Source organism: Actinomyces sp. oral taxon 170 str. F0386, from assembly GCF_000195595.1.
GTDB lineage: Bacteria > Actinomycetota > Actinomycetes > Actinomycetales > Actinomycetaceae > Actinomyces.
The window spans coordinates 196,637-215,834 of sequence record NZ_GL882573.1 but is presented as its reverse complement, the minus strand read 5'-3'; the positions used below and the strand labels follow the sequence as shown (position 1 = coordinate 215,834).

18 protein-coding genes are annotated in these 19,198 nt (G+C 69.9%); 3 read left to right on the top strand and 15 right to left on the bottom strand.

Annotation, left to right across the window (positions count from 1 at the left end; translation table 11 throughout):
* Positions 1-487: 487 nt before the first annotated feature.
* Complete coding sequence (locus HMPREF9056_RS12480; RefSeq protein ID WP_009747114.1) at positions 488-3,088, bottom strand: ATP-dependent Clp protease ATP-binding subunit; 2,601 nt, start codon at positions 3,086-3,088, stop codon at positions 488-490.
* Between the two features lie 268 nt (positions 3,089-3,356).
* Here HMPREF9056_RS12480 and HMPREF9056_RS12475 point away from each other — a divergent pair, with 268 nt between their 5' ends.
* Positions 3,357-3,710 carry a DUF6054 family protein gene (locus HMPREF9056_RS12475; protein WP_009747113.1) on the top strand — a complete coding sequence of 118 codons (354 nt, stop codon included), beginning with the start codon at positions 3,357-3,359 and terminating at the stop codon, positions 3,708-3,710.
* 108 nt (positions 3,711-3,818) lie between these two features.
* Here the strand turns inward: HMPREF9056_RS12475 and HMPREF9056_RS14815 are convergent, their stop codons facing one another.
* Together HMPREF9056_RS14815 and HMPREF9056_RS12465 are read right to left on the bottom strand one after the other, a co-directional pair.
* A complete protein-coding gene (locus tag HMPREF9056_RS14815) occupies positions 3,819-4,052 on the bottom strand; it encodes an ATP-binding cassette domain-containing protein (RefSeq protein ID WP_009747112.1) in 234 nt (77 codons plus the stop codon).
* Between the two features lie 229 nt (positions 4,053-4,281).
* Entirely contained in the window at positions 4,282-5,199 is a 918-nt protein-coding gene (locus tag HMPREF9056_RS12465) for a LysR family transcriptional regulator (protein WP_009747111.1), read from the bottom strand.
* Positions 5,200-5,280: 81 nt separating this feature from the next.
* Between HMPREF9056_RS12465 and HMPREF9056_RS12460 the strand changes: the two genes are divergently transcribed.
* Complete coding sequence (locus tag HMPREF9056_RS12460; protein WP_009747110.1) at positions 5,281-6,303, top strand: threonine/serine dehydratase; 1,023 nt, start codon at positions 5,281-5,283, stop codon at positions 6,301-6,303.
* Positions 6,304-6,598: 295 nt separating this feature from the next.
* Here HMPREF9056_RS12460 and HMPREF9056_RS14810 read toward each other — a convergent pair whose 3' ends face one another.
* The 7 genes from HMPREF9056_RS14810 to HMPREF9056_RS12425 form a co-directional block, all read right to left on the bottom strand.
* A complete protein-coding gene (locus HMPREF9056_RS14810; RefSeq protein WP_253270045.1) occupies positions 6,599-7,051 on the bottom strand; it encodes an endonuclease domain-containing protein in 453 nt (150 codons plus the stop codon).
* A 652-nt stretch (positions 7,052-7,703) separates the two neighbouring features.
* Positions 7,704-8,210, bottom strand: a complete 507-nt coding sequence (locus HMPREF9056_RS12450; protein ID WP_009747108.1) for a DUF3995 domain-containing protein — start codon at positions 8,208-8,210, stop codon at positions 7,704-7,706.
* Positions 8,211-8,275: 65 nt separating this feature from the next.
* Positions 8,276-8,704, bottom strand: a complete 429-nt coding sequence (dtd, locus tag HMPREF9056_RS12445; protein WP_009747107.1) for a D-aminoacyl-tRNA deacylase — start codon at positions 8,702-8,704, stop codon at positions 8,276-8,278.
* On the bottom strand, positions 8,704-9,144 hold the full coding sequence (locus HMPREF9056_RS12440; RefSeq protein WP_009747106.1) for a DUF2516 family protein: 441 nt from the start codon (positions 9,142-9,144) through the stop codon (positions 8,704-8,706). Before HMPREF9056_RS12440 ends, dtd begins: the two co-directional genes overlap by 1 nt.
* Positions 9,145-9,394: 250 nt before the next feature.
* Positions 9,395-10,669: a folate-binding protein YgfZ gene (locus HMPREF9056_RS12435; RefSeq protein WP_009747104.1), complete on the bottom strand. Its 1,275-nt coding sequence runs from the start codon at positions 10,667-10,669 to the stop codon at positions 9,395-9,397.
* Positions 10,666-11,415 (bottom strand): FABP family protein, encoded by a 750-nt coding sequence (locus HMPREF9056_RS12430; RefSeq protein ID WP_009747103.1) that lies wholly within the window; start codon positions 11,413-11,415, stop codon positions 10,666-10,668. Before HMPREF9056_RS12430 ends, HMPREF9056_RS12435 begins: the two co-directional genes overlap by 4 nt.
* A 203-nt stretch (positions 11,416-11,618) precedes the next feature.
* Positions 11,619-12,710, bottom strand: coding sequence for a hypothetical protein (locus tag HMPREF9056_RS12425; protein WP_034514549.1), 1,092 nt, complete (start codon positions 12,708-12,710; stop codon positions 11,619-11,621).
* Positions 12,711-12,899: 189 nt separating this feature from the next.
* Between HMPREF9056_RS12425 and HMPREF9056_RS12420 the strand changes: the two genes are divergently transcribed.
* Positions 12,900-13,571: a response regulator transcription factor gene (locus HMPREF9056_RS12420; protein WP_009747101.1), complete on the top strand. Its 672-nt coding sequence runs from the start codon at positions 12,900-12,902 to the stop codon at positions 13,569-13,571.
* 176 nt (positions 13,572-13,747) lie between these two features.
* On the opposite strand, the gene pstB is transcribed toward HMPREF9056_RS12420, so the two are convergent.
* From pstB to HMPREF9056_RS12395, 5 genes are all read right to left on the bottom strand, one after another.
* Complete coding sequence (gene pstB / locus HMPREF9056_RS12415; protein WP_009747100.1) at positions 13,748-14,527, bottom strand: phosphate ABC transporter ATP-binding protein PstB; 780 nt, start codon at positions 14,525-14,527, stop codon at positions 13,748-13,750.
* Positions 14,528-14,598: 71 nt separating this feature from the next.
* Positions 14,599-15,810, bottom strand: coding sequence for a phosphate ABC transporter permease PstA (pstA, locus tag HMPREF9056_RS12410; protein ID WP_009747099.1), 1,212 nt, complete (start codon positions 15,808-15,810; stop codon positions 14,599-14,601).
* Between the two features lies 1 nt (position 15,811).
* A complete protein-coding gene (gene pstC / locus HMPREF9056_RS12405; protein WP_009747098.1) occupies positions 15,812-16,825 on the bottom strand; it encodes a phosphate ABC transporter permease subunit PstC in 1,014 nt (337 codons plus the stop codon).
* 100 nt (positions 16,826-16,925) lie between these two features.
* The gene (gene pstS / locus HMPREF9056_RS12400) at positions 16,926-17,999 is read right to left on the bottom strand and encodes a phosphate ABC transporter substrate-binding protein PstS (protein WP_009747097.1); all 1,074 of its coding nucleotides are present in this window, start codon (positions 17,997-17,999) and stop codon (positions 16,926-16,928) included.
* 158 nt (positions 18,000-18,157) lie between these two features.
* Positions 18,158-19,186 (bottom strand): NUDIX hydrolase, encoded by a 1,029-nt coding sequence (locus tag HMPREF9056_RS12395; protein WP_009747095.1) that lies wholly within the window; start codon positions 19,184-19,186, stop codon positions 18,158-18,160.
* Positions 19,187-19,198: the final 12 nt, after the last annotated feature.

The window sequence follows — 19,198 nt, the reverse complement described above, 5'->3', positions numbered from 1 at the left end:
GGCAGCCTGAATGAGGGCGGGCAGGTTGGACGTGAGACGAGTACGGGCAGAGACGGTTGGACAGCCCCGCACGACGCGGAGCGACGACACCGACCGACCAGGTCCCAGGGACGACTTTCGCCGGAGCGTCACCCCACTGTATCCGGCAGAGGGCGCGCATGAGATGGTCAGACCCAACTTTCAGGCTATTCTCTCAACCCACTCAGGTTTCGTTAAATATTCAGCCTGTCGGGTATGCCATGGTTGCAGGGCCTCGCCCTGTGAATATTCACGACAGCCGGCGACCACCCGCAAGGTTCTGGCTCCTGGTGAGATAGCCACCACCTGGAAGAATACGACTCCAGGGCCGTTGCGCACGCTCCACTCCCCTGTGATTGACACAGGGCCGGGACGCAGGCGGAGGCCCCGGGCGAGACCGACGACGATGGGCCACAACCCGGCTGGGTTGCGGCCCATCGTATGAAACCGACAAAGAGGCTCGGACCTCTCAGTGACCGGGCTCGGCGGCCGGCGACGCGCCGCCGTCGCGACCGATCGGCGTCGAGGGAATGCGCAGCGGACTGGAGGCCCCTCCCCCGCCGCCGGCCGCGGCCTCCTCGGCCTCGCGCAGCGCGGCGACCTCGGCCTCGCCCTGCTCCCAGGGCTCACCGCGGAAGATGAACTCGCCCAGGATGGACTCGCCCTCGGCGTCGACGATGACCTTCTGGCCCCGCTCGATCTCCCCGAAGAGGATCTTCTCGCTCAGAGCGTCCTCGATGTCGCGCTGGATGGCGCGGCGCAGCGGACGGGCGCCGAGCACCGGGTCGAAGCCGCGCTCGGCCAGGAGGTCCTTGGCGGCGTCGGTCAGCTCGATAGTCATCTGCTGCTCGGCCAGGCGCTTGTCGAGGCGCGCGACCATGAGGTCGACGATCTGGCGCACCTCCTCCTTGGTCAGCTGCGGGAAGACGATGAGGTCGTCGACGCGGTTGAGGAACTCGGGCCGGAACTGCTGCTTGAGCTCGCGGTTGACGTGCGACTTCATCTCCTCGTAGTCCATGGCGCCGGACTCGGTGGACTGGAAGCCGGTGGCCACCGACTTGCCGATGTCCTTGGAGCCGAGGTTGGTCGTCATGATGATGACGGTGTTCTTGAAGTCCACCACGCGACCCTGAGCGTCGGAGAGGTGCCCGTCCTCCAGGATCTGCAGCAGGGAGTTGAAGATGTCCGGGTGGGCCTTCTCGACCTCGTCGAACAGCACCACGGAGAAGGGTCGACGGCGCACCTTCTCGGTGAGCTGGCCGCCCTCGTCGTAGCCGACGTAGCCGGGAGGGGCACCGAAGAGCCGCGAGACCGTGTGCTTCTCGGCGAACTCGGACATGTCGAGCTGGATGAGGGCGTCCTCGTCGTCGAACAGGAACTCCGCCAGGGCCTTGGCCAGCTCGGTCTTCCCCACGCCGGTGGGGCCGGCGAAGATGAAGGAGCCGCCGGGGCGCTTGGGATCCTTCAGGCCGGCGCGAGTGCGGCGGATCGACTTCGACAGCGCCTCGATGGCCTTGTTCTGGCCGATGATGCGCTTGTGGAGCTCGGTCTCCATGTTGAGGAGCTTGGCGGACTCGGCCTCGGTCAGCTTGACCACCGGGATACCGGTGGACATGGCCAGGACCTCGGCGATGAGCGCCTCGTCGACCTCGGCGACCTGGTCGAGGTCACCGGACTTCCAGGCCTTCTCCTTGGCGGCGCGCTCGTCGGCCAGGCGGCGCTCGTCGTCGCGCAGGGAGGCGGCGCGCTCGAAGTCCTGGTCGTCGATCGCGGACTCCTTCTCCCGCTTGACCTCGGCGATCTTCTCGTCGATCTCGCGCAGCTCGGGCGGGGCCGTCATGCGGCGGATGCGCAGGCGGGCGCCGGCCTCGTCGACCAGGTCGATGGCCTTGTCCGGCAGGAAGCGGTCGTTGATGTAGCGGTCGGCGAGCTTGGCGGCGGCCTCGATGGCCTCATCGGTGATGACGATGCGGTGGAAGGCCTCGTAGCGGTCGCGCAGACCGGTGAGGATGCCGATGGTCTCCTCGATGCTGGGCTGGTCGACGGTCACCGGCTGGAAGCGGCGCTCCAGGGCGGCGTCCTTCTCGATCTTGCGGTACTCCTCCAGGGTGGTGGCCCCGATGGTCTGGAGCTCGCCGCGGGCCAGCATGGGCTTGAGGATGGAGGCGGCGTCGACAGCCCCCTCGGCGGCGCCGGCACCGACGAGTGTGTGGATCTCGTCGATGAACAGGACGATGTCGCCGCGGGTGCGCACCTCCTTGAGGACCTTCTTGAGACGCTCCTCGAAGTCGCCGCGGTAGCGCGAGCCGGCCACGAGCGAGCCCATGTCCAGGGAGTAGAGCTGCTTGTCACGCAGGGTCTCGGGGACGTCACCGTGAACGATGGCCTGGCTCAGGCCTTCGACAACGGCGGTCTTGCCCACGCCCGGCTCCCCGATGAGGACGGGGTTGTTCTTGGTGCGCCGGGAGAGGACCTGCATGACCCTCTCCATCTCCTTCTTGCGGCCGATGACCGGGTCCAGCTTGCCCTCGCGGGCGGCTGCGGTGAGGTTGCGGCCGAACTGGTCCAGGATGGCGCTGCCCGACGGCGTGCCCTCCTTGGAGGGGCCGCCGGCGTTGACCGTCTCCTTGCCCTCGTAGCCCGAGAGCATCTGCATGACGGTCTGGCGCACGCTGGACAGGTCCCCACCGAGGTTGGTGAGGACCTGGGCGGCGACCCCCTCGCCCTCGCGCAGCAGGCCGAGCAGCAGGTGCTCGGTACCGATGTAGTTGTGGCCGAGCTGGAGGGCCTCGCGCATGGAGAGCTCGAAGACCTTCTTGCCGCGCGGAGTGAAGGGGATGTGGCCGGTGGGGGCGGACTGGCCCTCACCGATGATCTCGATGACCTGGCTGCGCACGGCGTCCAGGGAGATGTCCATGGACTCCAGCGCCTTGGCGGCAACTCCCTCGCCCTCGTGAATGAGGCCGAGAAGGAGGTGCTCGGTGCCGATGTAGTTGTGGTTGAGGGCCCGCGCCTCGTCCTGCGCGAGCACGACGACGCGGCGGGCGCGGTCGGTAAAGCGTTCAAACATCAGTAGTTCCTCCTCGGCACGTGCTCGGTGCGGTACCGCTCGTCCGGTGGTGGCGAGGGATGTCGCAGCGGCGTGGAGAGACGACGCTGGGGGCACGTGCTGACAAGGCTAACCAGGGCGATGCCTTGGCCATGTCCCTGTTCGCGGTAGGCGTGAGTCAGGCTTGAGCCGGGTCGGCTCAAGATGAGGGGGCCACGCGCTCGCGCTCTCCGGCATAGCCTGGTGGATATAGCGACAGTGCCAGCGAGGCCAAGGGAGGAGAGCACTCATGGCAACGATCACCCGGACCGTCACCGGCCAGCTCAGCGAGGTGGTGCCCTTCCTCGAGGCCGGAGTACTGGACCGGTCCCGCTCGGCCTCCGCGGAGGCCGCCGTGGACCTGGCGACCTCCGCCGGAGGCGTAGCGGTCAGAGGCTTTGAGCGCTACAGCATGACGGGAAGCAACCGCGTGGGAATGACCGTCACCGTCATCCAGGACGGGCCCGACGTCCACATCGTCGGGATCACGCTGGGTGGCAGTCAGGCGGTGTTCCTCAAGCTCAACACCATCGGCGAGGAGGAGTTCCTGGCCACCCTCGACTCCACGATCTCCCAGTGGGAGGCCGAGCGCCCCGGCGGGTGAGGCAGCGACCGACACGGTTCCCCGCCCCGCCTCGCACCCTGCGACAAGAGGCCACTCCACGACCCTGAGCTCCTACTGGCTGAGGGTTAACCGCACTGCACGACGCCCTCACCGTCGCGGAGTGCGGCTAAGGGGCAGCCTGAAGCGCTTGACGGTCGTGCAGTACTCGACGACGCGGCCGCCCAGAATGATGTCGACCTCATCGAGGCAGTGGGTGGTCAGCAGGACGATGCCACCGCCACGACGACACAGACCCTGGAGGATCTCGACGACGATGGTCTTGCCTGCGCCGTCGGGCCCCAGGAGGGACAGAACGGTGCCGGTAGGAACCGTGAGATCCATGGTTCTCCAGGACGCGTTTGTTCCGGTAGGACTTGGGCGGGCCGCTGATCTGGACGGCGGGGAGCTGCGACATGCCCTCAGTGTGTGAACCGGATCGCGAGGCCGGTAGCAACCAGTTGGACCACAGGGACGTTCACCGTTCGGGGGACAGCCGATCTACGACGCAAGATGCGTGCGGAACCGGCGAAGCATCGAACGGTCCGACCGCCCACGTACCGGGGCTTGGACCTCACCACGCTGCGCCGCTCCCGCCGCCCTGAACCTCGGGCCGGCGCAGGCTCGTGCGCTGAGCCGTCGTCCGACACGCCTCCATGAGCACGTCAATGGCCAGCGGTCGGGGCCTCTCGGCGCGGGTGACCACCTCGACCCGCCGGTGCTCCCGGGCCAGTGGACGCACCTCAACCCCCTCGTGCCGGTAGGCGCTCAGCGCCATCCCGGGCAGCAGAGCCGCCCCCACTCCGGCGGCCACGAGCGCCTGCACGGCCACATAGTCGTCGGAGGCGTAGGCGGTCTCAGGCGTGAAGCCGTTGGCCCGCCCCACCGCGATGAGCTCCTCGCGGCAGCGCGCGCACCCGGTCACCCACCGGCACCGGGAACCGTCAGCGATACGCGTGATGCCGCCGGGGTGAGAGACAAGGTAGAGGACGTCGTCGAGCAGGCGCACCGTCTCAAGGCCCTCACCGGCGTCGTCGTCGATGTAGGAGAAGGACAGGGCCGCGTCCACCCGCCCGCGCCGCAGCGCGTCGAGGGCCTCGGGCGGCTCGGCGTCGACCAGCTCGACCTCCAGGCCCGGGTGCTTCCGGCCGACGACGTCGAGCACTCCGGGCACGAGGGAGGCCACCGCGGAGGGGAAGGCGGCCAGGCGCACCCGCCCCGCTTCGGCGCGGGCCATGGAGACCGCCTCGCGCTCGGTGCGATCCAGCAGGTCGAGCACCTCCTGGCCACGGGCCGCCAGCGCCCGTCCCTCCGCGGTGAGCCGCACCCCGCGGCCGGCCCGCGTCAGCAGCACCGCGCCGGTCGCACGCGACAGGGCGGCGAGCTGGTGGGAGACAGTGGACTGGCTGAAGCCCAGTGACTCGGCTGCGGCTGAGACGGTGCCGAGCCGGGAGAGCTCCACGAGGGCGCGCAGCTGCTGCACATCGATCACCCATCAAGTATGTCCTATATCGATGGATATACGTCAAAACATTCATTGGACCGATAGTCCAGTCGTCATCATCATGGAGTCATGGCCTCCACCGACACCCTGCCCCAGGCGCCCGCAGCCACCCGGACCGTCCTCGACTTCGACGCCGTCCTGCGCACTCACGAGGCCGTCTCACGCATCCTGCCTGAGACCCCCGCCTGGTCCTACCCGCTGCTCAACGCCGAGGCCGGGGTCGATGTCGTGGTCAAGCACGAGAACGTCCAGCCCACCGGTGCCTTCAAGGTCCGCGGCGGCGTGGCGCTTATGGCTGCGCTCGGCCCCGAGGAGCGGCGCCGCGGGGTCGTGACCGCCTCCACCGGCAACCACGCCCAGTCCCTGGCCTGGGCGGGTGCCCGCAGCGAGGTCCCCGTCACCGTCGTCGTGCCGGAAGGTGCTCCCGCCCGCAAGGTGGCCGCGGTGCGAGCCCTGGGCGCCCGCGTCGTCGTCGAGGGTGAGACGATGTGCGACTCACTCGCCCACGCCGAGGACCTCTCCCTGGTCGAGGGGATGCGCATGGTCTCCCCCGGCGACGAGCCGGCGATCGTGCTCGGGCACGCCACCGTCTACCTCGAGCTCTTCCGCCGCCATCGCGACCTGCGGACCGTCTACGCCCCGGTCGGCTCGGGCTCCGGTGCCGCCGGCGCCTGCCTCGTGCGCGACGTCCTGGCCCCCGAGTGCTGGGTCATCGGCGTCCAGTCCAGCGCCGCCCCGGCCGCGCACCGCGCCTGGAAGTCCGGCCAGCCGGCCACCGTCCACAGCCGCACCCGGGTGGCGGGCCTGGCCGTCGGGGCGAGCTTCGCCCTCACCCAGTCGGTGCTGGGGCGCGGCCTCAACGACTTCATCCTGGTCGACGACGATGACATTCAGCGCGCCGTCGGCCTCATGTCCACCCACGCCCACACCCTGGCCGAGGGCGCCGGTGCCGCGAGCCTGGCCGGGCTCCTGGTCGACCCCGCCCGCCGCGGCCCCTGCGCGATCGTGTGCACCGGCGGCAACGCCGACGACGACGAGCTCGCCGGCATCGGCCGCTCCGCCATCACCGACGAGGTGGCCCTGACCTGCTGAACCGGATCACTACCCGTCGGAAGGTTTGGGGAATACTCCCCGTTGAGCCGGAGCGGAGAACCGCGCGACACTCGGTTGAGGGCCGGGAAAGCGCAGTCGGGGGCGCTTCCCGGCCCTCACATCTGCTCCGGCCGCGTCGACCATCATCACCGGGTCATGCTGCCGCCAGGAGTGACCACCGCGCGGACATGAACGCGGTCTCAGCCTGAGCCCCAATTGGAAATCCGCAGAATTCCGAGGTTCTCTCGCACGAATCTCTTCCTCAACGGTTTTCATGTCCGCTGTGTGGACATTCTCATGCGCTGCGAGACGCCATCCTCGCTCTTGCCGCGCCCGGATGAGCGGCGAGGACCCGCCTGACCTCGTCGACGATCCTGCCCGAACGCACGTTGTTCGCCGTGAACCGGATGGAGGTGTACCCCAGCCGCGCCAGCTCCCGGTCACGGGAACGGTCATGGTCGAAGGCCCACATGTCTGAGTGGTACTCGTAGCCGTCGAGCTCGACGACGAGCCATCCTGCAACCAGAAGATCCACCTCACCGACACCACCGATCTCCACTCCGTCAACCACGTCGAGACCGGCACCCCGCAGCTGGACACGCGCCAACGTCTCCAGCGGGCTGCGCGCTCGGCTGCTCGTCCGTTGCAGGCGCCGGCGCCCCAGCACCCGGCGCGATCCACGCAAGTAGGCACCGACCTGCTCGTACGTGACCCGGCCCTGATGGAGGGCGGCATCAACCGCTACCAAGGCAGTCCATTCCTGGGCGCAGCACAGAAGATCAGCGAGACAACGTGCCAGGGGAACAACGGGGAAGGAGCTCAAGGACAAGGACGGAAGATCCCGAGTCTCATGCTGATGCTCACCCCATAACGGCGCCGCCTTGTGCCCCCGCGGTGTGAGGACATGAAGAGTCTTCGGCGACGATGGCAGCGGCAGCCGGTAGTACGCAGCCGCGTGCTCACACGTGATCAGTCCCCGATGAACGCGGGCGATCAGCACTCTCTTGTCGACGTCGGGCAGGGCCACCACACCATGCGGATATCGCCTGAGGCGGCCGGAGTCCACAAGCGCTTGAAGACGACGACGTTCCGAACGCTCCAGTTGAAGATCCACCTGACGGGCCGCACCATGCGTATCGCTGATACGGGTGAGCAATGCGCTGGTGTCCATGACCAACATGTTGGGCCGGTACGGAGAAGGGCACCAGAAGAGCGGAGACACCTGTGGATAACAACCGTTAGCCGCCGGCATTCTCAGCGAGGTCGGTGTCCACAGCGCGGACATGAACCGGTTCGGGCTGGATACTTGATCCGGAGAACCGCAGAATCATGCGGTTTCACAACTCAACCCGACGATGTCGGTGGCTTAATGTCCGCTCCATGGACACTCGTGCGGGGAATCAGCGCCCAGCAGGGCCCGCGTGCACGGCGGAACCGGTCGACGTGGGCCGGCTCCAGCGCAGGTAGGCCACCGTCGTGGCCAGCACCAGGATCCCGCCCACCCAGAAGTGGGGCATCCACAGAACCAGCCGCCACCAGCCGTAGCGCGAGAGCGGTTCCCCCGCCAGGAGCCTTGGGACCGCCGACGCCGAACCGGCCAGCCCATAGGCCATGAGCAGGATCCCCGACACCCAGCCGAAGGCCAGGCGCATCCAGCGCGGCACCCGGATGACGTCCGGGCGCAGCAGGGCGAAGCCGAAGACGACGAACCCCAGCTTCACCAGCCCGGAGACGAGGACGACCACGACGAACCAGGTGGGCCGCTCCTGGGCGAGCCGCAACCCCTCACCCTGAAGAACCGTATCGACCAGCCACGGGGAGCCCAGAGCCCAGGACACGCTGACGCCGCCGAAGAACGCCCACCACAGCATCATGGCGACAACCACCACCCTCGAGCGCCCCGTCATCTCAGCGCGTCCTCACATCGCATCGGCCACGGCATCGCCTCATCGACCTCTTCGGCTGCTCAGGTCTACTCGGCCTCGACCAGGATCGTCACCGGACCGTCGGCCTCCATATCGATCTTCATGTCGGCGCCGAAGCGTCCGGTCGCCACCTCCAGGCCGCGCCCGCGCAGGTCCTCGGCCACGGCCTCCACCAGGGGCTCGGCCACCTCGCCGGGGGCCGCCTTGTTCCAGGTGGGGCGCCGACCCTTGCGCGTATCGGCGTAGAGGGTGAACTGGGAGACGATGAGTACGGGAGCACCTGCGTCGGATACCGAGAGCTCGCCCTCCAGGAGCCGCAGGTCCGCGATCTTGCGGGCCACCGTAGCCACCTGTGTCGGGCCGTCGTCGTGTGTGGCGCCCACGAGGACCATGAGGCCGGGGCGGGTGATCCCCCCGACCACCTCGTCGTCGACGCGAACGGCCGCCCGGTTGACCCGTTGGATGACCGCGCGCATCAGCGACCAGCGCTCCAGTCGCGCGGCCCGCGGCCACCGCGTCCCGGTCGGCGCTGCGAGGCCCGTCCCGGGATACGGATCGAGGAGCGCACTCGCACCGGCGCCAGCGCCTGCAGGGCGGGGCGCACGTCCACCAGGTAGACGGCACTGGCCACCACGGTCAGCAGACCGATGAACGACACCCCCGTCGACGCGCCTGCGACGTAGACAGCCAGAACGGCCTCATACGCCAGGAAGCTCCCGACCACGGCCGCCAGTGCATTGACGACGAGCCAGAAGTTCCTGCTGCGCTTGTCCGCCGCGGCGTAGTACTGAGCCGGCCTCAGTGCCGAGTCGATGAGTGCCCAGACCCCGAGGACAGCAGCGAAGACCTGCGCCGCGCACCAGAGCATGGCGACAGCGAGGGAGAGGTAGTAAGCAATGAGAAGAAGGACGCTCACGCGCCCCAGGCTACCGGTCGGTGACGCCTGATCCCAGTGATGCGGCCACGCCCAGCGAGAACAGTTGACGTCTCACGCACCCGACAGCCGTTCCATCAGCCTCGGGCCGGTGGCGAGACGCCCTACCACCACGGGTGACACGAGCGCCCCCTGCCCGGACCGTCTCCGGGCAAGGCACCACGCCCACCATGTCAGCAACCGCTGGCACGGCTCCGGAACATCCGGAACCAGTCACACGGTCACGGACAGGTCAGAGCCGCAGGCCCTTGCGCAGCCCGGCGCCGGGGCGCTCGGCGGGGCTGGCCTGGGCGCGCCCCTCAGGTGAGACCAGTGGTTCCTGGGCGGCGTCGACCCGGCCGACGGCGACCGTCTCACCGGTGGCCTCATCGACCTCAGTGATCTCCACGGTCAGCTGCTCGCCCGCGGGCACGGCGCGGCGCAGCAGGGCCAGGGCGATGGGGCCGAGCTCGTGGTGGCGGGCCACGGAGGTCACGGTGCCCACGGTCCGCTCCCCCATGCGCACAACCGCCCCCGGCTGGGGCAGGTCGCCGCCGAGGCCGTCGAGCTGGAGCACCGCCAGGCGGCGCGGCGGCCGCCCCAGGTTGAGGGTGCGCGCGATCGTCTCCTGGCCCGGGTAGCAGCCCTTCGTCAGGTGCACGGCCGTGCGCAGCCAGTCCAGCTCGTGCGGGATCGCGCGGGCGTCGGCCTCGTGGGCGCGGCGGGGGCGGCCCGCCTCGATGCGCAGCGCCTCCCAGGCCAGGGCACCGGCCAGGCGCCGGTCCGAGCCGACGGCGAGGAAGGTTCTCACCACGGCTCCCACGCATCGGGCGGGAACCAGGATGAAGCCGGCCCGGTAGCCCTCACCGAGGTGAGGGCGCTCCAGCCCGACGTCGTAGCTCGTGCCGCCCTCCACAACACCCGGCCACGGGTCGCGCCACAGGCCGATGAGCGAGCCCTGCGCCTCGGCGTCGGTCCGCTCGGCGGTGTCTGTGGTGCCGGCAGTCCCGGCGGCGTCGGACTGTGCATCGGAGGTATCGGATGAGTCCACCGAGGTATCGCGCGCCGCCTGAGCCAGGACGTCGAGCCCCTCCCTGAGGGCGCCGAGCGCCTGGACGTCGGGCCGCTCGGTCACCTCGACGCGCAGCATGAAGCGCATGGAGTCCAGGAAGGCCGCCAGGTCTGCGCCACCACCGGCCTCCGTGACGAGCCAGAGCGTGCGACCGTCGTCGAGGGCAGCGAGTGCGTGGGTGATGTGCCCCTGGGCATCGAGGAGAAGCGTCTCCGCGCCACCGTCGCCGGGTTCCAGGGCGGTGAGGACCTGGCTGGACAAGGTAGTCAGCCAGCTCAGGCGGTCCGGCCCGGTGACGGTGACGACGTCGCGCGCCAGGGCGCAGGCGGCCCGGCCGTCGGCCAGGGCGGCCTGCTCGCGGCCGGGGTCGCCGAGGTGGGAGGGGACGGCCTCGTCGGGGTCGCCCGGAGCGGTGGCGACGGCGCCGGGTCGGTTCAGCAGCGGGGAGATGATCATGAGGCGGTCGGCTCGGCGTCGTCGGAGGCGGGCTCGGAGGACTCAGGAGCCCCGTCGGCCGGGTCGAGGCCGGAGCCGGGCTGGGCCGCGGGGTCATCTAAGTCGTCGACACGGCCGAGTCTTCCGGAGGCGTAGGTGGTCACCTCGCTCTGGCCGAAGGCGGCCATGTCCTGGGTCCACATGAGGTCGCCGCCCACGAGCCCGAACATGCGGGTCATCTCCTCCACGGCGACGGCGGTGCGGGCCCGGCCCACGGCCTGGGTGCCGACCTGGGCGCGCGGCCCCTGGATCCAGCCCTCCCAGACGCCGACGTGGCCGGCGGGGTCGGCCGAGACGAGCTCGAGCCGGGTGACGGGGGTGAGCGGGCCGCCGGTGCTCCCGGTGGCCTCGTCCTCGGAGGAGTCAGAGGCACCGGCGGCGTCTGCGCCGTCGGGCTGCTCCTGGCCGACGGGCCGCCAGTAGGTGGTCTCGGTGGACCAGACCTGGGCGGGAGCCAGGAGGGAGGCTCCCTGGAGGCCGGGCATCTCGAAGTCGAGGTTCTTGGAGCGGGTGGCGTCGACCGTCCAGATAGTGGTGGTCTGGCGCAGGTAGGGGCCGCCGTCGTGGTCGAAGGTCATCTCCTGGTAGACGGCCTGCTCGGGCACGGTCTCGCCGTAGGTGAGGATGCCGTAGCCGCGCCAGGTGCCGGCGAGCCAGGCCAGCGGGTAGAGCTCGGGGGCCAGGTCATCAGGAAGCGTGAATGCCATGGCCCCAGTCTCTCCTCAGTGGCGCGCTCGTGTCCAAATCTGCAGCAAAGGCCCCGATCGAACGCGCAACGTCACAAGGAAACCGCATGATTCCGCGGTTCTTTTGTGCGAGACGAGAGGCTTCGAACTCCTTTGCCGCAGATTTGGACACCCGAGCCCCTTGGTGCAGCTCCTTGGGGCAGTGCCGTACTGGGCGGCGACCGTCAGCCGGCGAGGAAACCGCCCATGAGGCGGGCGATCGCGTAGACCGGAACGCCGACCGACAGGATCGGCACGAGGGCGGAGGCCACCGCCGCCCGCCCGCCGGGCACCCACCGGTGGGTCCACAGGACGCGGTTGCCGGCAGCCATGAGAACCCCGGCCACGAAGCCGACAACGACGCAGGCCACGGCGCTTTGCAGGGCCGCCGTTGTACTGATGTGGGACAGGCCGAAGAAGCCGGCCGCGGCGAGCACGTAGCCGGCACCGCCGGCGAGCAGCGCCGGGACCGTGGCGGTGAGGGCCTCGAGCATCCGGGCGCGCACATTGAGAACAGTCAGGATGGCACCGACGAACAGCGCCAGGCAGGTGGGCACGACGACGGCCGGATCGGCCAGACCCGGTTCCAGGGCGCACCAGGCCGAGCCGGAGACCACCACGAGGCAGCCCGCGACCGTTGAGGACAGGTCCTCGACCAGGTTGTGCCGGCCGTCGTGCCGCAGCATCTGGCCGACGAAGGCCACCAGGATCGAGAAGGCCATGACCAGGCCGGCCACCCCCATGTCGTCAAGGAGGTAGACGCTGGCCGCGGCCGAGAGCCCACTGATCGTCATGACGATCGTGCCGCCCAGGTCATGCCGGGCGCGCACGAGCGCGGGCCAGCCCTGGGCGGCGGCCGGGACCAGGACGGCCACGAGGGTCAGCCTCACCCAGCCCGGCAGCACCGAGCCGACCGCCAGCAGCAGCGGAACGAGGCCCGCGAAGGCGAGACGGGTCCATGCCGGGTCCACCAGGCCCGGCTCCTTGGGACGGTTGGAGGCCCGGCGGGTGGCGTAGCCCAGGTCCTCGGCGATATCGAGGGTGTCCACGGAGTCGGCCGAGCGCGCCGACGCCGGTGAGCCGGCCGAAGAGGCCGATACGGCCGACCCCGCGGAGCCACCCGAGCCGATGACGCCGGCCCAGTCCGTCGCACCGCGCACATCAGCGGGCGCCGTCGGAACGGATGCAGCATGGGCGTCATCGCGGGATCTGCGGGAGGCTCCACGGGTGCGCGCGGCCGGCTGGGCTCGTCGGTGGTGGGTAGTCACAGCACGCATCGTCGCACACCCGGCCGGCGGGCGACCCCCACTCCGACGCCTCCCCATCCGGATTCCCACATCCGGTCAGTTCCCACCCGGGGGATTCCGCCCTGCGCCAGGTGTGGTTGACTTGTCCCCGACAGTATCGCCGCTGCTCAGCTCGTCTGCGCCGGTGAGCCCCGGCCGACAGCCTTGGAAGGAGCAGCCATGCGGATCATCATGTTCACTCGTGAGAACGACGCCACCAGCGTCCTGCCCGCAACCTCCTTCCTCGACTCCCAGGTGGAGTGTCTCCCCCCGATCCCCTCCTCCTACGCGGAGGTGGACAGCGCCGACGTCGTCATGATCGATGCGCGCGGGGACCTGACCCGAGCCCGCGCTCTGTGCCAGCTCTTCACCGGCCCCATGGACTGCCCGCCCATCATCCTCATCCTGGAGGAGGGCGGCGCCGCCGCGGTGCAGATCGACTGGGGCGCCGCCGACTTCGTCATGGCCGGAGCCAAGCCCGCCGAGCTCTCGGCCCGACTGCGGCTCCTGCGCGCTCACGTCCCGGTGGTGGCCGAGGCCGACGACGACCGCATCGAGGTCGGAGACCTTGTCATCGATGTCACCGCCTACACAGCCCGCCTGCGCGGGGCGATCCTGGACCTGACCTACAAGGAGTTCGAGCTGTTGAAGTTCCTGGCCGCCAACCAGGGGCGGGTACTGACCCGCGACGCCCTCCTGCACGAGGTGTGGGGCGAGGACTACATCGGCGGCTCGCGCACGGTCGACGTCCACATCCGGCGCCTGCGCGCCAAGCTCGGCACCGAGCACGACAACCTCATCGGCACGGTCCGCAACGTCGGCTACCGCCTGGACGCCCCTGAGGACGCCTGACGGCTCAGGGACCGTCCGACCGTTGGGCGGACACCAGGACGAGCGAAGACCCGTACCTGTAGACTCGTGCGCGGCGTCGGGCCGTGACGGGCCCCGGGCTCCAACTCAAGCCGCCGCGAGCGGCATTCGCGCCGACTGGCGCTCTCCGGTCCGACGTCCTCACCTCTCCTCACCCCTCAGCCGAAGCGGCCGGAGATGTAGTCCTCGGTGGCCTGCTGGCTGGGAGCGGAGAAGATCTTGTCGGTGGAGTCGTACTCGACGAGGTGTCCCGGCTTGCCGGTGGCCTCCAGGTTGAAGAAGCCGGTCTTGTCACTCACGCGCGAGGCCTGCTGCATGTTGTGGGTGACGATGACGATCGTGTAGTCCGTCTTGAGCTCGGAGATGAGGTCCTCGATGGCGAGCGTGGAGATGGGGTCCAGGGCGGAGCAGGGCTCGTCCATGAGCAGGACGGCGGGCTTGACCGCGATGGCGCGGGCGATGCACAGGCGCTGCTGCTGGCCGCCGGACAGCCCCAGCCCCGGCCGGTCGAGGCGGTCCTTGACCTCGTCCCACAGGTTGGCCCCGCGCAGGGAGGCCTCCACCAGGTCGTCGGCGTCGGACTTCTTGATGCGGCGGTTGTTGAGACGTACCCCGGCCAGGACGTTCTCAGCGATGGACATCGTGGGGAACGGGTTGGGCCGCTGGAAGACCATGCCGATGGCGCGGCGCACCTGGACGGCGTCGACGCCGGGGTCGTAGAGATTGACGCCGTCGACGATGACCTGGCCCTCGACACGGGCACCGGGGATGGTCTCGTGCATGCGGTTGAGGGTGCGCAGGAAGGTGGACTTCCCGCAGCCGGAGGGGCCGATGAGGGCGGTGACGGACTTGGGCTCGATGACGACGTTGACGTCCTTGACGGCCAGGAAGTCGCCGTAGTAGATGTTCTCGCCGATGACGTCGATGCGCTTGGACACGTCGGTTCCTTTACCTGAGGTGAACGGTGGAGGGCTCTGGGGCTCTGAGAGCACTGGGGCTCTGTCGGGGCTCAGCGCCGGCCGCCCTTGGGGCTGAAGTACTTCGAGATGAGGCGGGCCGCGAGGTTGAGCAGCATGACCAGGATGATGAGGGTCAGCGCCCCGGCCCAGGCGCGCTCCATGGCGGCGGCCTCACCGCGGGAGTACTGGTCGTAGACGAGCACCGGCAGGGTGGACATGGAGCCGTCGAGCGGGTTGGTGTTGGTGCGGATCGTCAGGCCCACGGTGATGAGCAGCGGGGCGGTCTCACCGATGACGCGGGCGATGGCGATCATGACGGAGGTGGTGATGCCGGCCACCGCGGTGCGCAGCACGACCTTGACGATGGTGAGCCACTTGGGCACGCCCAGCGCGTAGGAGGCCTCGCGCAGGTGGGAGGGGACGAGCTTGAGCATCTCCTCCACGCCGCGGATGACCACCGGCGTCATGAGGACGCTCAGGGCCACGGCGCCGATGACGCCGGCCTGGTAGCGGGGGCCGGCCGCGATGAGGAAGATCGAGTAGGCGAACAGCCCGGCCACGATCGAGGGGATGCCGGTCATGACGTCGACGAGGAAGGTGATGGCCCGGGCGATCCAGCCGCCGTTGTACTCCACGAGGAAGACGGCGGTGAACAGCCCCAGCGGCACGGAGATGAGGGTGGCGATCCCCGTGATCTGGAGGGTGCCGATGATGCCGTGGTAGAAGCCGCCGTTGGAGGCGTCGGCGCCGCGCATGTTCGTGGTCAGGAAGTCGTAGCCGAATCGGGCCGAGCCGCCGGACAGGACCATCCACACCAGGGAGACCAGGGGCACCATGACGATGGCGAAGGACAGGTAGATGAGGAGGGTCACCAGGGTGTTGCGGCCCCAGCGATCGCCCTCGCGCACCCAGGAGACGGTGGTGGCGCCCACCACCCACACCAGGGCGGTCAGGGTGACGACGGCGGCGATGCTCCATCCGGCCAGCAGGCCGATCCCGCCGACGACGACGAACGCGGCTCCCAGCGCCGCCCAGATGAACCAGTCGGGCAGGCGGTAGGAGGTCAGGGGCACGCCCTCGATGGTGGGCGGGTCGGCCAGCGGGTCGACGGGGGCGGCCGGGGCCTCGGCGGCCGCGAGCGCGGCCTTGAGGGACTTGGGCGCGGGGGCGCCGTCGGAGGCGTCAGCAGCGGGCCCGGGGCCGGAGGCCCCACCGTCGGAAGCGGCGTTGGCAGCAGAGTCGGGCGTGTTCGTGGGCGTCATGTCAGCTGGCTCCTGAGAACTCGGAGCGGCGCGCGATGATCCACCGCGCCAGGGAGTTGACCGCGAAGGTGATGATGAACAGGACCAGGCCGGTGGCGATGAGCACGTTGACGCTCAGCCCGTATGCCTCGCGGAACTGCGAGGCGATGTTGGCGGCGATGGTCTGGTGCTGGCCCGCCTGGAGGATGTTGAGGTTCAGTCCCATGCCGGGCGAGAGGATCATGAGGACCGCCATGGTCTCCCCCAGGGCTCGCCCGAGCCCCAGCATGGAGGCGGAGATGATGCCGGAGCGGCCGAAGGGCAGGACGGCCTGGCGGATCATCTCGTAGCGGGTGGCGCCCAGGGCCAGGGAGGCCTCCTCCTGGAGGGTGGGGGTCTGCAGGAAGATCTCGCGGATGGTGGCGGTGATGATCGGCAGGATCATGACGGCCAGGACCAGGGAGGCGGTGGTGATGTTCTTGGCAGGGGCCGTGTAGCCGGCGAACAACGGGATGAAGCCGAGGGTGTCGGTCAGCCAGGTGTTGATGGGGTCGAGCAGGGGCACGAGCCACAGGAAGCCCCACAGCCCGAAGACCACCGAGGGGATCGCGGCCAGGAGGTCCACCATGTAGCCCAGGGCCTGAGCCAGGCGGCGCGGGGCGAAGTGGGAGATGAACAGGGCCACCCCGATGCTCAGCGGCACCGCGGCGCCCAGGGCGATGGTCGAGGACAGGAGCGTGCCGAAGACGAGGGGGGCCACGTAGCCCCACAGGCCGCTCTCGCGCATGAAGGAGACCGACTCGAGGGTCTCGCGCGAGGCCGTCAGGGCGGGCAGGGCCTCCCGGATGAGGAAGGCGGCCACGAGGGCGAGCACCACCATGATGAGGGTGCCGGCCCCGAAGGACAGGCCGGTGAAGATCCGGTTGCCGGTCTGCCCGGGGGCCTTCCCGGGCTGAATGGTGGCGTTGTCAGCGCCGTCGGGCGCGGTTGCGGCGCCGGGCGGTGGGGCCGACGACGGTGCGGTGGTGCTGGCCACGGCTGACCCTCCTCGGGGTGTCTGGGGCGGCGGCTGGGCGGGCGGGTGCTGGCTGGGCATGTGCGGTTGGGTGCGGCGTCGTGATAGCTGGTCGTCCGGCTCAGGCGGCGATCTTGTCGATGGCGGCGTTGATCTTCTCGCGCATCTCGCGGGTGATGGGTGCGCAGCCGGTGGCCTTGGACGAGGTGTCCTGCCCCCTGGTGGATGCCGCGAAGCGCAGGTAGGCCTTGACGACGGCGGCGATCTCCGCGTCCTCGTAGCTCAAGCGGGCGGCCAGGTAGGAGACCAGGACGATGGGGTAGGCGCCGTCGGCGTCGTGGCTGGGCGTGTAGAGCAGGCGGGTCTCGTCGGCCTCGGCGCCCAGGGTGGCGGCGTTGAGGGCGGCGGCCGCGGCGTCGGCGGAGACGGGCACGTAGGCCCCGTGGCTTCCGACGGCGACGGTTCCCAGGGTGGCGGGTACCTTGGAGGCGTCGGCGTAGCCGATGGTGCCGGTGGCCGCGGAGACGGTCTGGATCATGCCGGCGGTGCCGTCACCGGACTGGCCGCCGCGCAGCGGCCAGGTCTCCTCGGACTCGTGGGTCCACACCTCGGGGGCGATGGTGGCCAGGTAGGTGGTCAGGGCCTTGGTGGTGCCGGAGTCGTCGGAGCGGCCGACGACGATGATCCGTTGATCCGGCAGCGCGGCGCCGGGGTTGAGGGCGGCCAGGGCGGGGTCGTTCCAGCGGGTGATGGCACCGGAGAGGACCTGGGCGAGGACCTCGCCGGTCATGTTGACGTGGGACTCCCCGGTGAGGCCGGGCAGGTTGTAGGCCACGGCGATCGGGGAGATGTAGAGGGGCAGCTCGATGACTCCGCCGACCTTGTTGATCTCCTCGGTGGTCATGGGGGTGTCGGTGCCGGCGAAGTCGACGGCGCCCTCGACGAGCTTGGTGCGTCCGGCCCCGGAGCCGCCGCCGGCGTAGTCGACGGTGGCGCGCAGGTTGGCGCCCATGAAGGCGTTCATCCAGGCGTCCTGCGCGTCGGACTGGGAGGTGGCGCCCGCGCCACGGATCCGTCCCTCCAGGTCGCTGGAGGCGTTGGGGTCGGGGGCGCCGGCGTCGCGCCCGCAGGCGGCCAGCGATGTCAGGGCGGCCGCGCTCAGGGCGCCCAGGGCGCCGCGACGGGTCAGGAGCACAGGCTCTCCTCGATGAGTCGGGATGTTCGGTCGGTGATCAACCAGCGGTGACGATATGCGGGCTGGATGAAGGTTCCGGGTGACGTCGGTAAACGAACGGTAAACATCCCTGTGAGGACCGCCACCGGCCGGCACAGCAGGCTGGCCTGCGCCCCCGGTCAGCGCCCCTCGGACAGGACGGGGCGCTGCTTCTCGATGGCGACGGCGCGGATCTTGCCGCGGGGGCGGCGGGCCATGTGGACCACGAGGATCTCCCCGGTCTTGAGCCAGGGGTCCCGGTCGGGCACGGAGCGCAGGAGCCTGCCGGGTGCGTACTGGGAGACGACGTCCATGATGGAGGGCAGGACGGGCCGGTGGGTGCACAGCGCCGTCGGCTCCTCGCGCACCCCCAGGACCTTCTTGACCACGGAGCGCACGCCCTTGGGGCTCTCGGCGTGGGCCATCTCGGTGAGGGCGCCGGCCGTCTCCAGGGTCAGGCCCGCGGCCCTGGCGTAGGGGGCGACCGTGTCCACGCAGCGCTTCCAGGGGCTGGTGATGACGCGTCCCACCCCGTAGGCGGCCAGGATCGGCACGAGGGCGCGGGCCCGGGTCTCACCCTGGTCGTGGGTCAGGGGGCGGGTGGCCTCGTCGGTCTCCTTGTCCCGCTCCTTGGGGCGGTTCCACACGGAGCGCTTGACGGCACGGCCGTGGCGCACGAGGACCAGGGTCCAGGTGTCGAGCTTGCCGTCCTCCCACAGGTCGACGAGCTCGCCGAGCAGGTCGCGGTCGTAGGAGTAGGTGAGGCGCTTGCGGGCCTGGCCCACGCGCAGCCACTCGACGGCGTCGATCTCCTTGGCCGAGGCGGGTGTGACGGCGGCGCGGGCTGCAACGGCGGCCGATGAGCCGGGTGCGACGCGGGCGGACCAGTAGTGGACCTCCTTGCGGGCGCCGTCGGCGATCTTGTAGCGCACGCGGCTGAGGGGCTGGCCGAGGATCACCTGCACGCCGGTCTCCTCAGCGACCTCGCGCACGGCGCAGGTACGCACGGACTCGCAGGAGTCGACCTTGCCCTTGGGGATGGACCAGTCGTCGTAGCGGGGGCGGTGGACCAGGAGCACCTCGAGGTGCTTGCCTTTCTCGCGCCACACGAGGGCGCCCGCGGCCTTCACGGTCTCGCGCGATTTGTTCTTCTTGCTGGAGGGGCTCATGGCACGGCCGTC

Coding starts and splice junctions, on each gene's coding strand:
- HMPREF9056_RS12480 (WP_009747114.1), bottom strand. CDS start 3,088: ATGTTTGAACGCTTTACCGACCGCGCCCGCCGCGTCGTCGTGCTCGCG.
- HMPREF9056_RS12475 (WP_009747113.1), top strand. CDS start 3,357: ATGGCAACGATCACCCGGACCGTCACCGGCCAGCTCAGCGAGGTGGTG.
- HMPREF9056_RS14815 (WP_009747112.1), bottom strand. CDS start 4,052: ATGGATCTCACGGTTCCTACCGGCACCGTTCTGTCCCTCCTGGGGCCC.
- HMPREF9056_RS12460 (WP_009747110.1), top strand. CDS start 5,281: ATGGCCTCCACCGACACCCTGCCCCAGGCGCCCGCAGCCACCCGGACC.
- HMPREF9056_RS12450 (WP_009747108.1), bottom strand. CDS start 8,210: ATGACGGGGCGCTCGAGGGTGGTGGTTGTCGCCATGATGCTGTGGTGG.
- dtd (WP_009747107.1), bottom strand. CDS start 8,704: ATGCGCGCGGTCATCCAACGGGTCAACCGGGCGGCCGTTCGCGTCGAC.
- HMPREF9056_RS12435 (WP_009747104.1), bottom strand. CDS start 10,669: ATGATCATCTCCCCGCTGCTGAACCGACCCGGCGCCGTCGCCACCGCT.
- HMPREF9056_RS12430 (WP_009747103.1), bottom strand. CDS start 11,415: ATGGCATTCACGCTTCCTGATGACCTGGCCCCCGAGCTCTACCCGCTG.
- HMPREF9056_RS12425 (WP_034514549.1), bottom strand. CDS start 12,710: ATGCGTGCTGTGACTACCCACCACCGACGAGCCCAGCCGGCCGCGCGC.
- HMPREF9056_RS12420 (WP_009747101.1), top strand. CDS start 12,900: ATGCGGATCATCATGTTCACTCGTGAGAACGACGCCACCAGCGTCCTG.
- pstA (WP_009747099.1), bottom strand. CDS start 15,810: ATGACGCCCACGAACACGCCCGACTCTGCTGCCAACGCCGCTTCCGAC.
- HMPREF9056_RS12395 (WP_009747095.1), bottom strand. CDS start 19,186: ATGAGCCCCTCCAGCAAGAAGAACAAATCGCGCGAGACCGTGAAGGCC.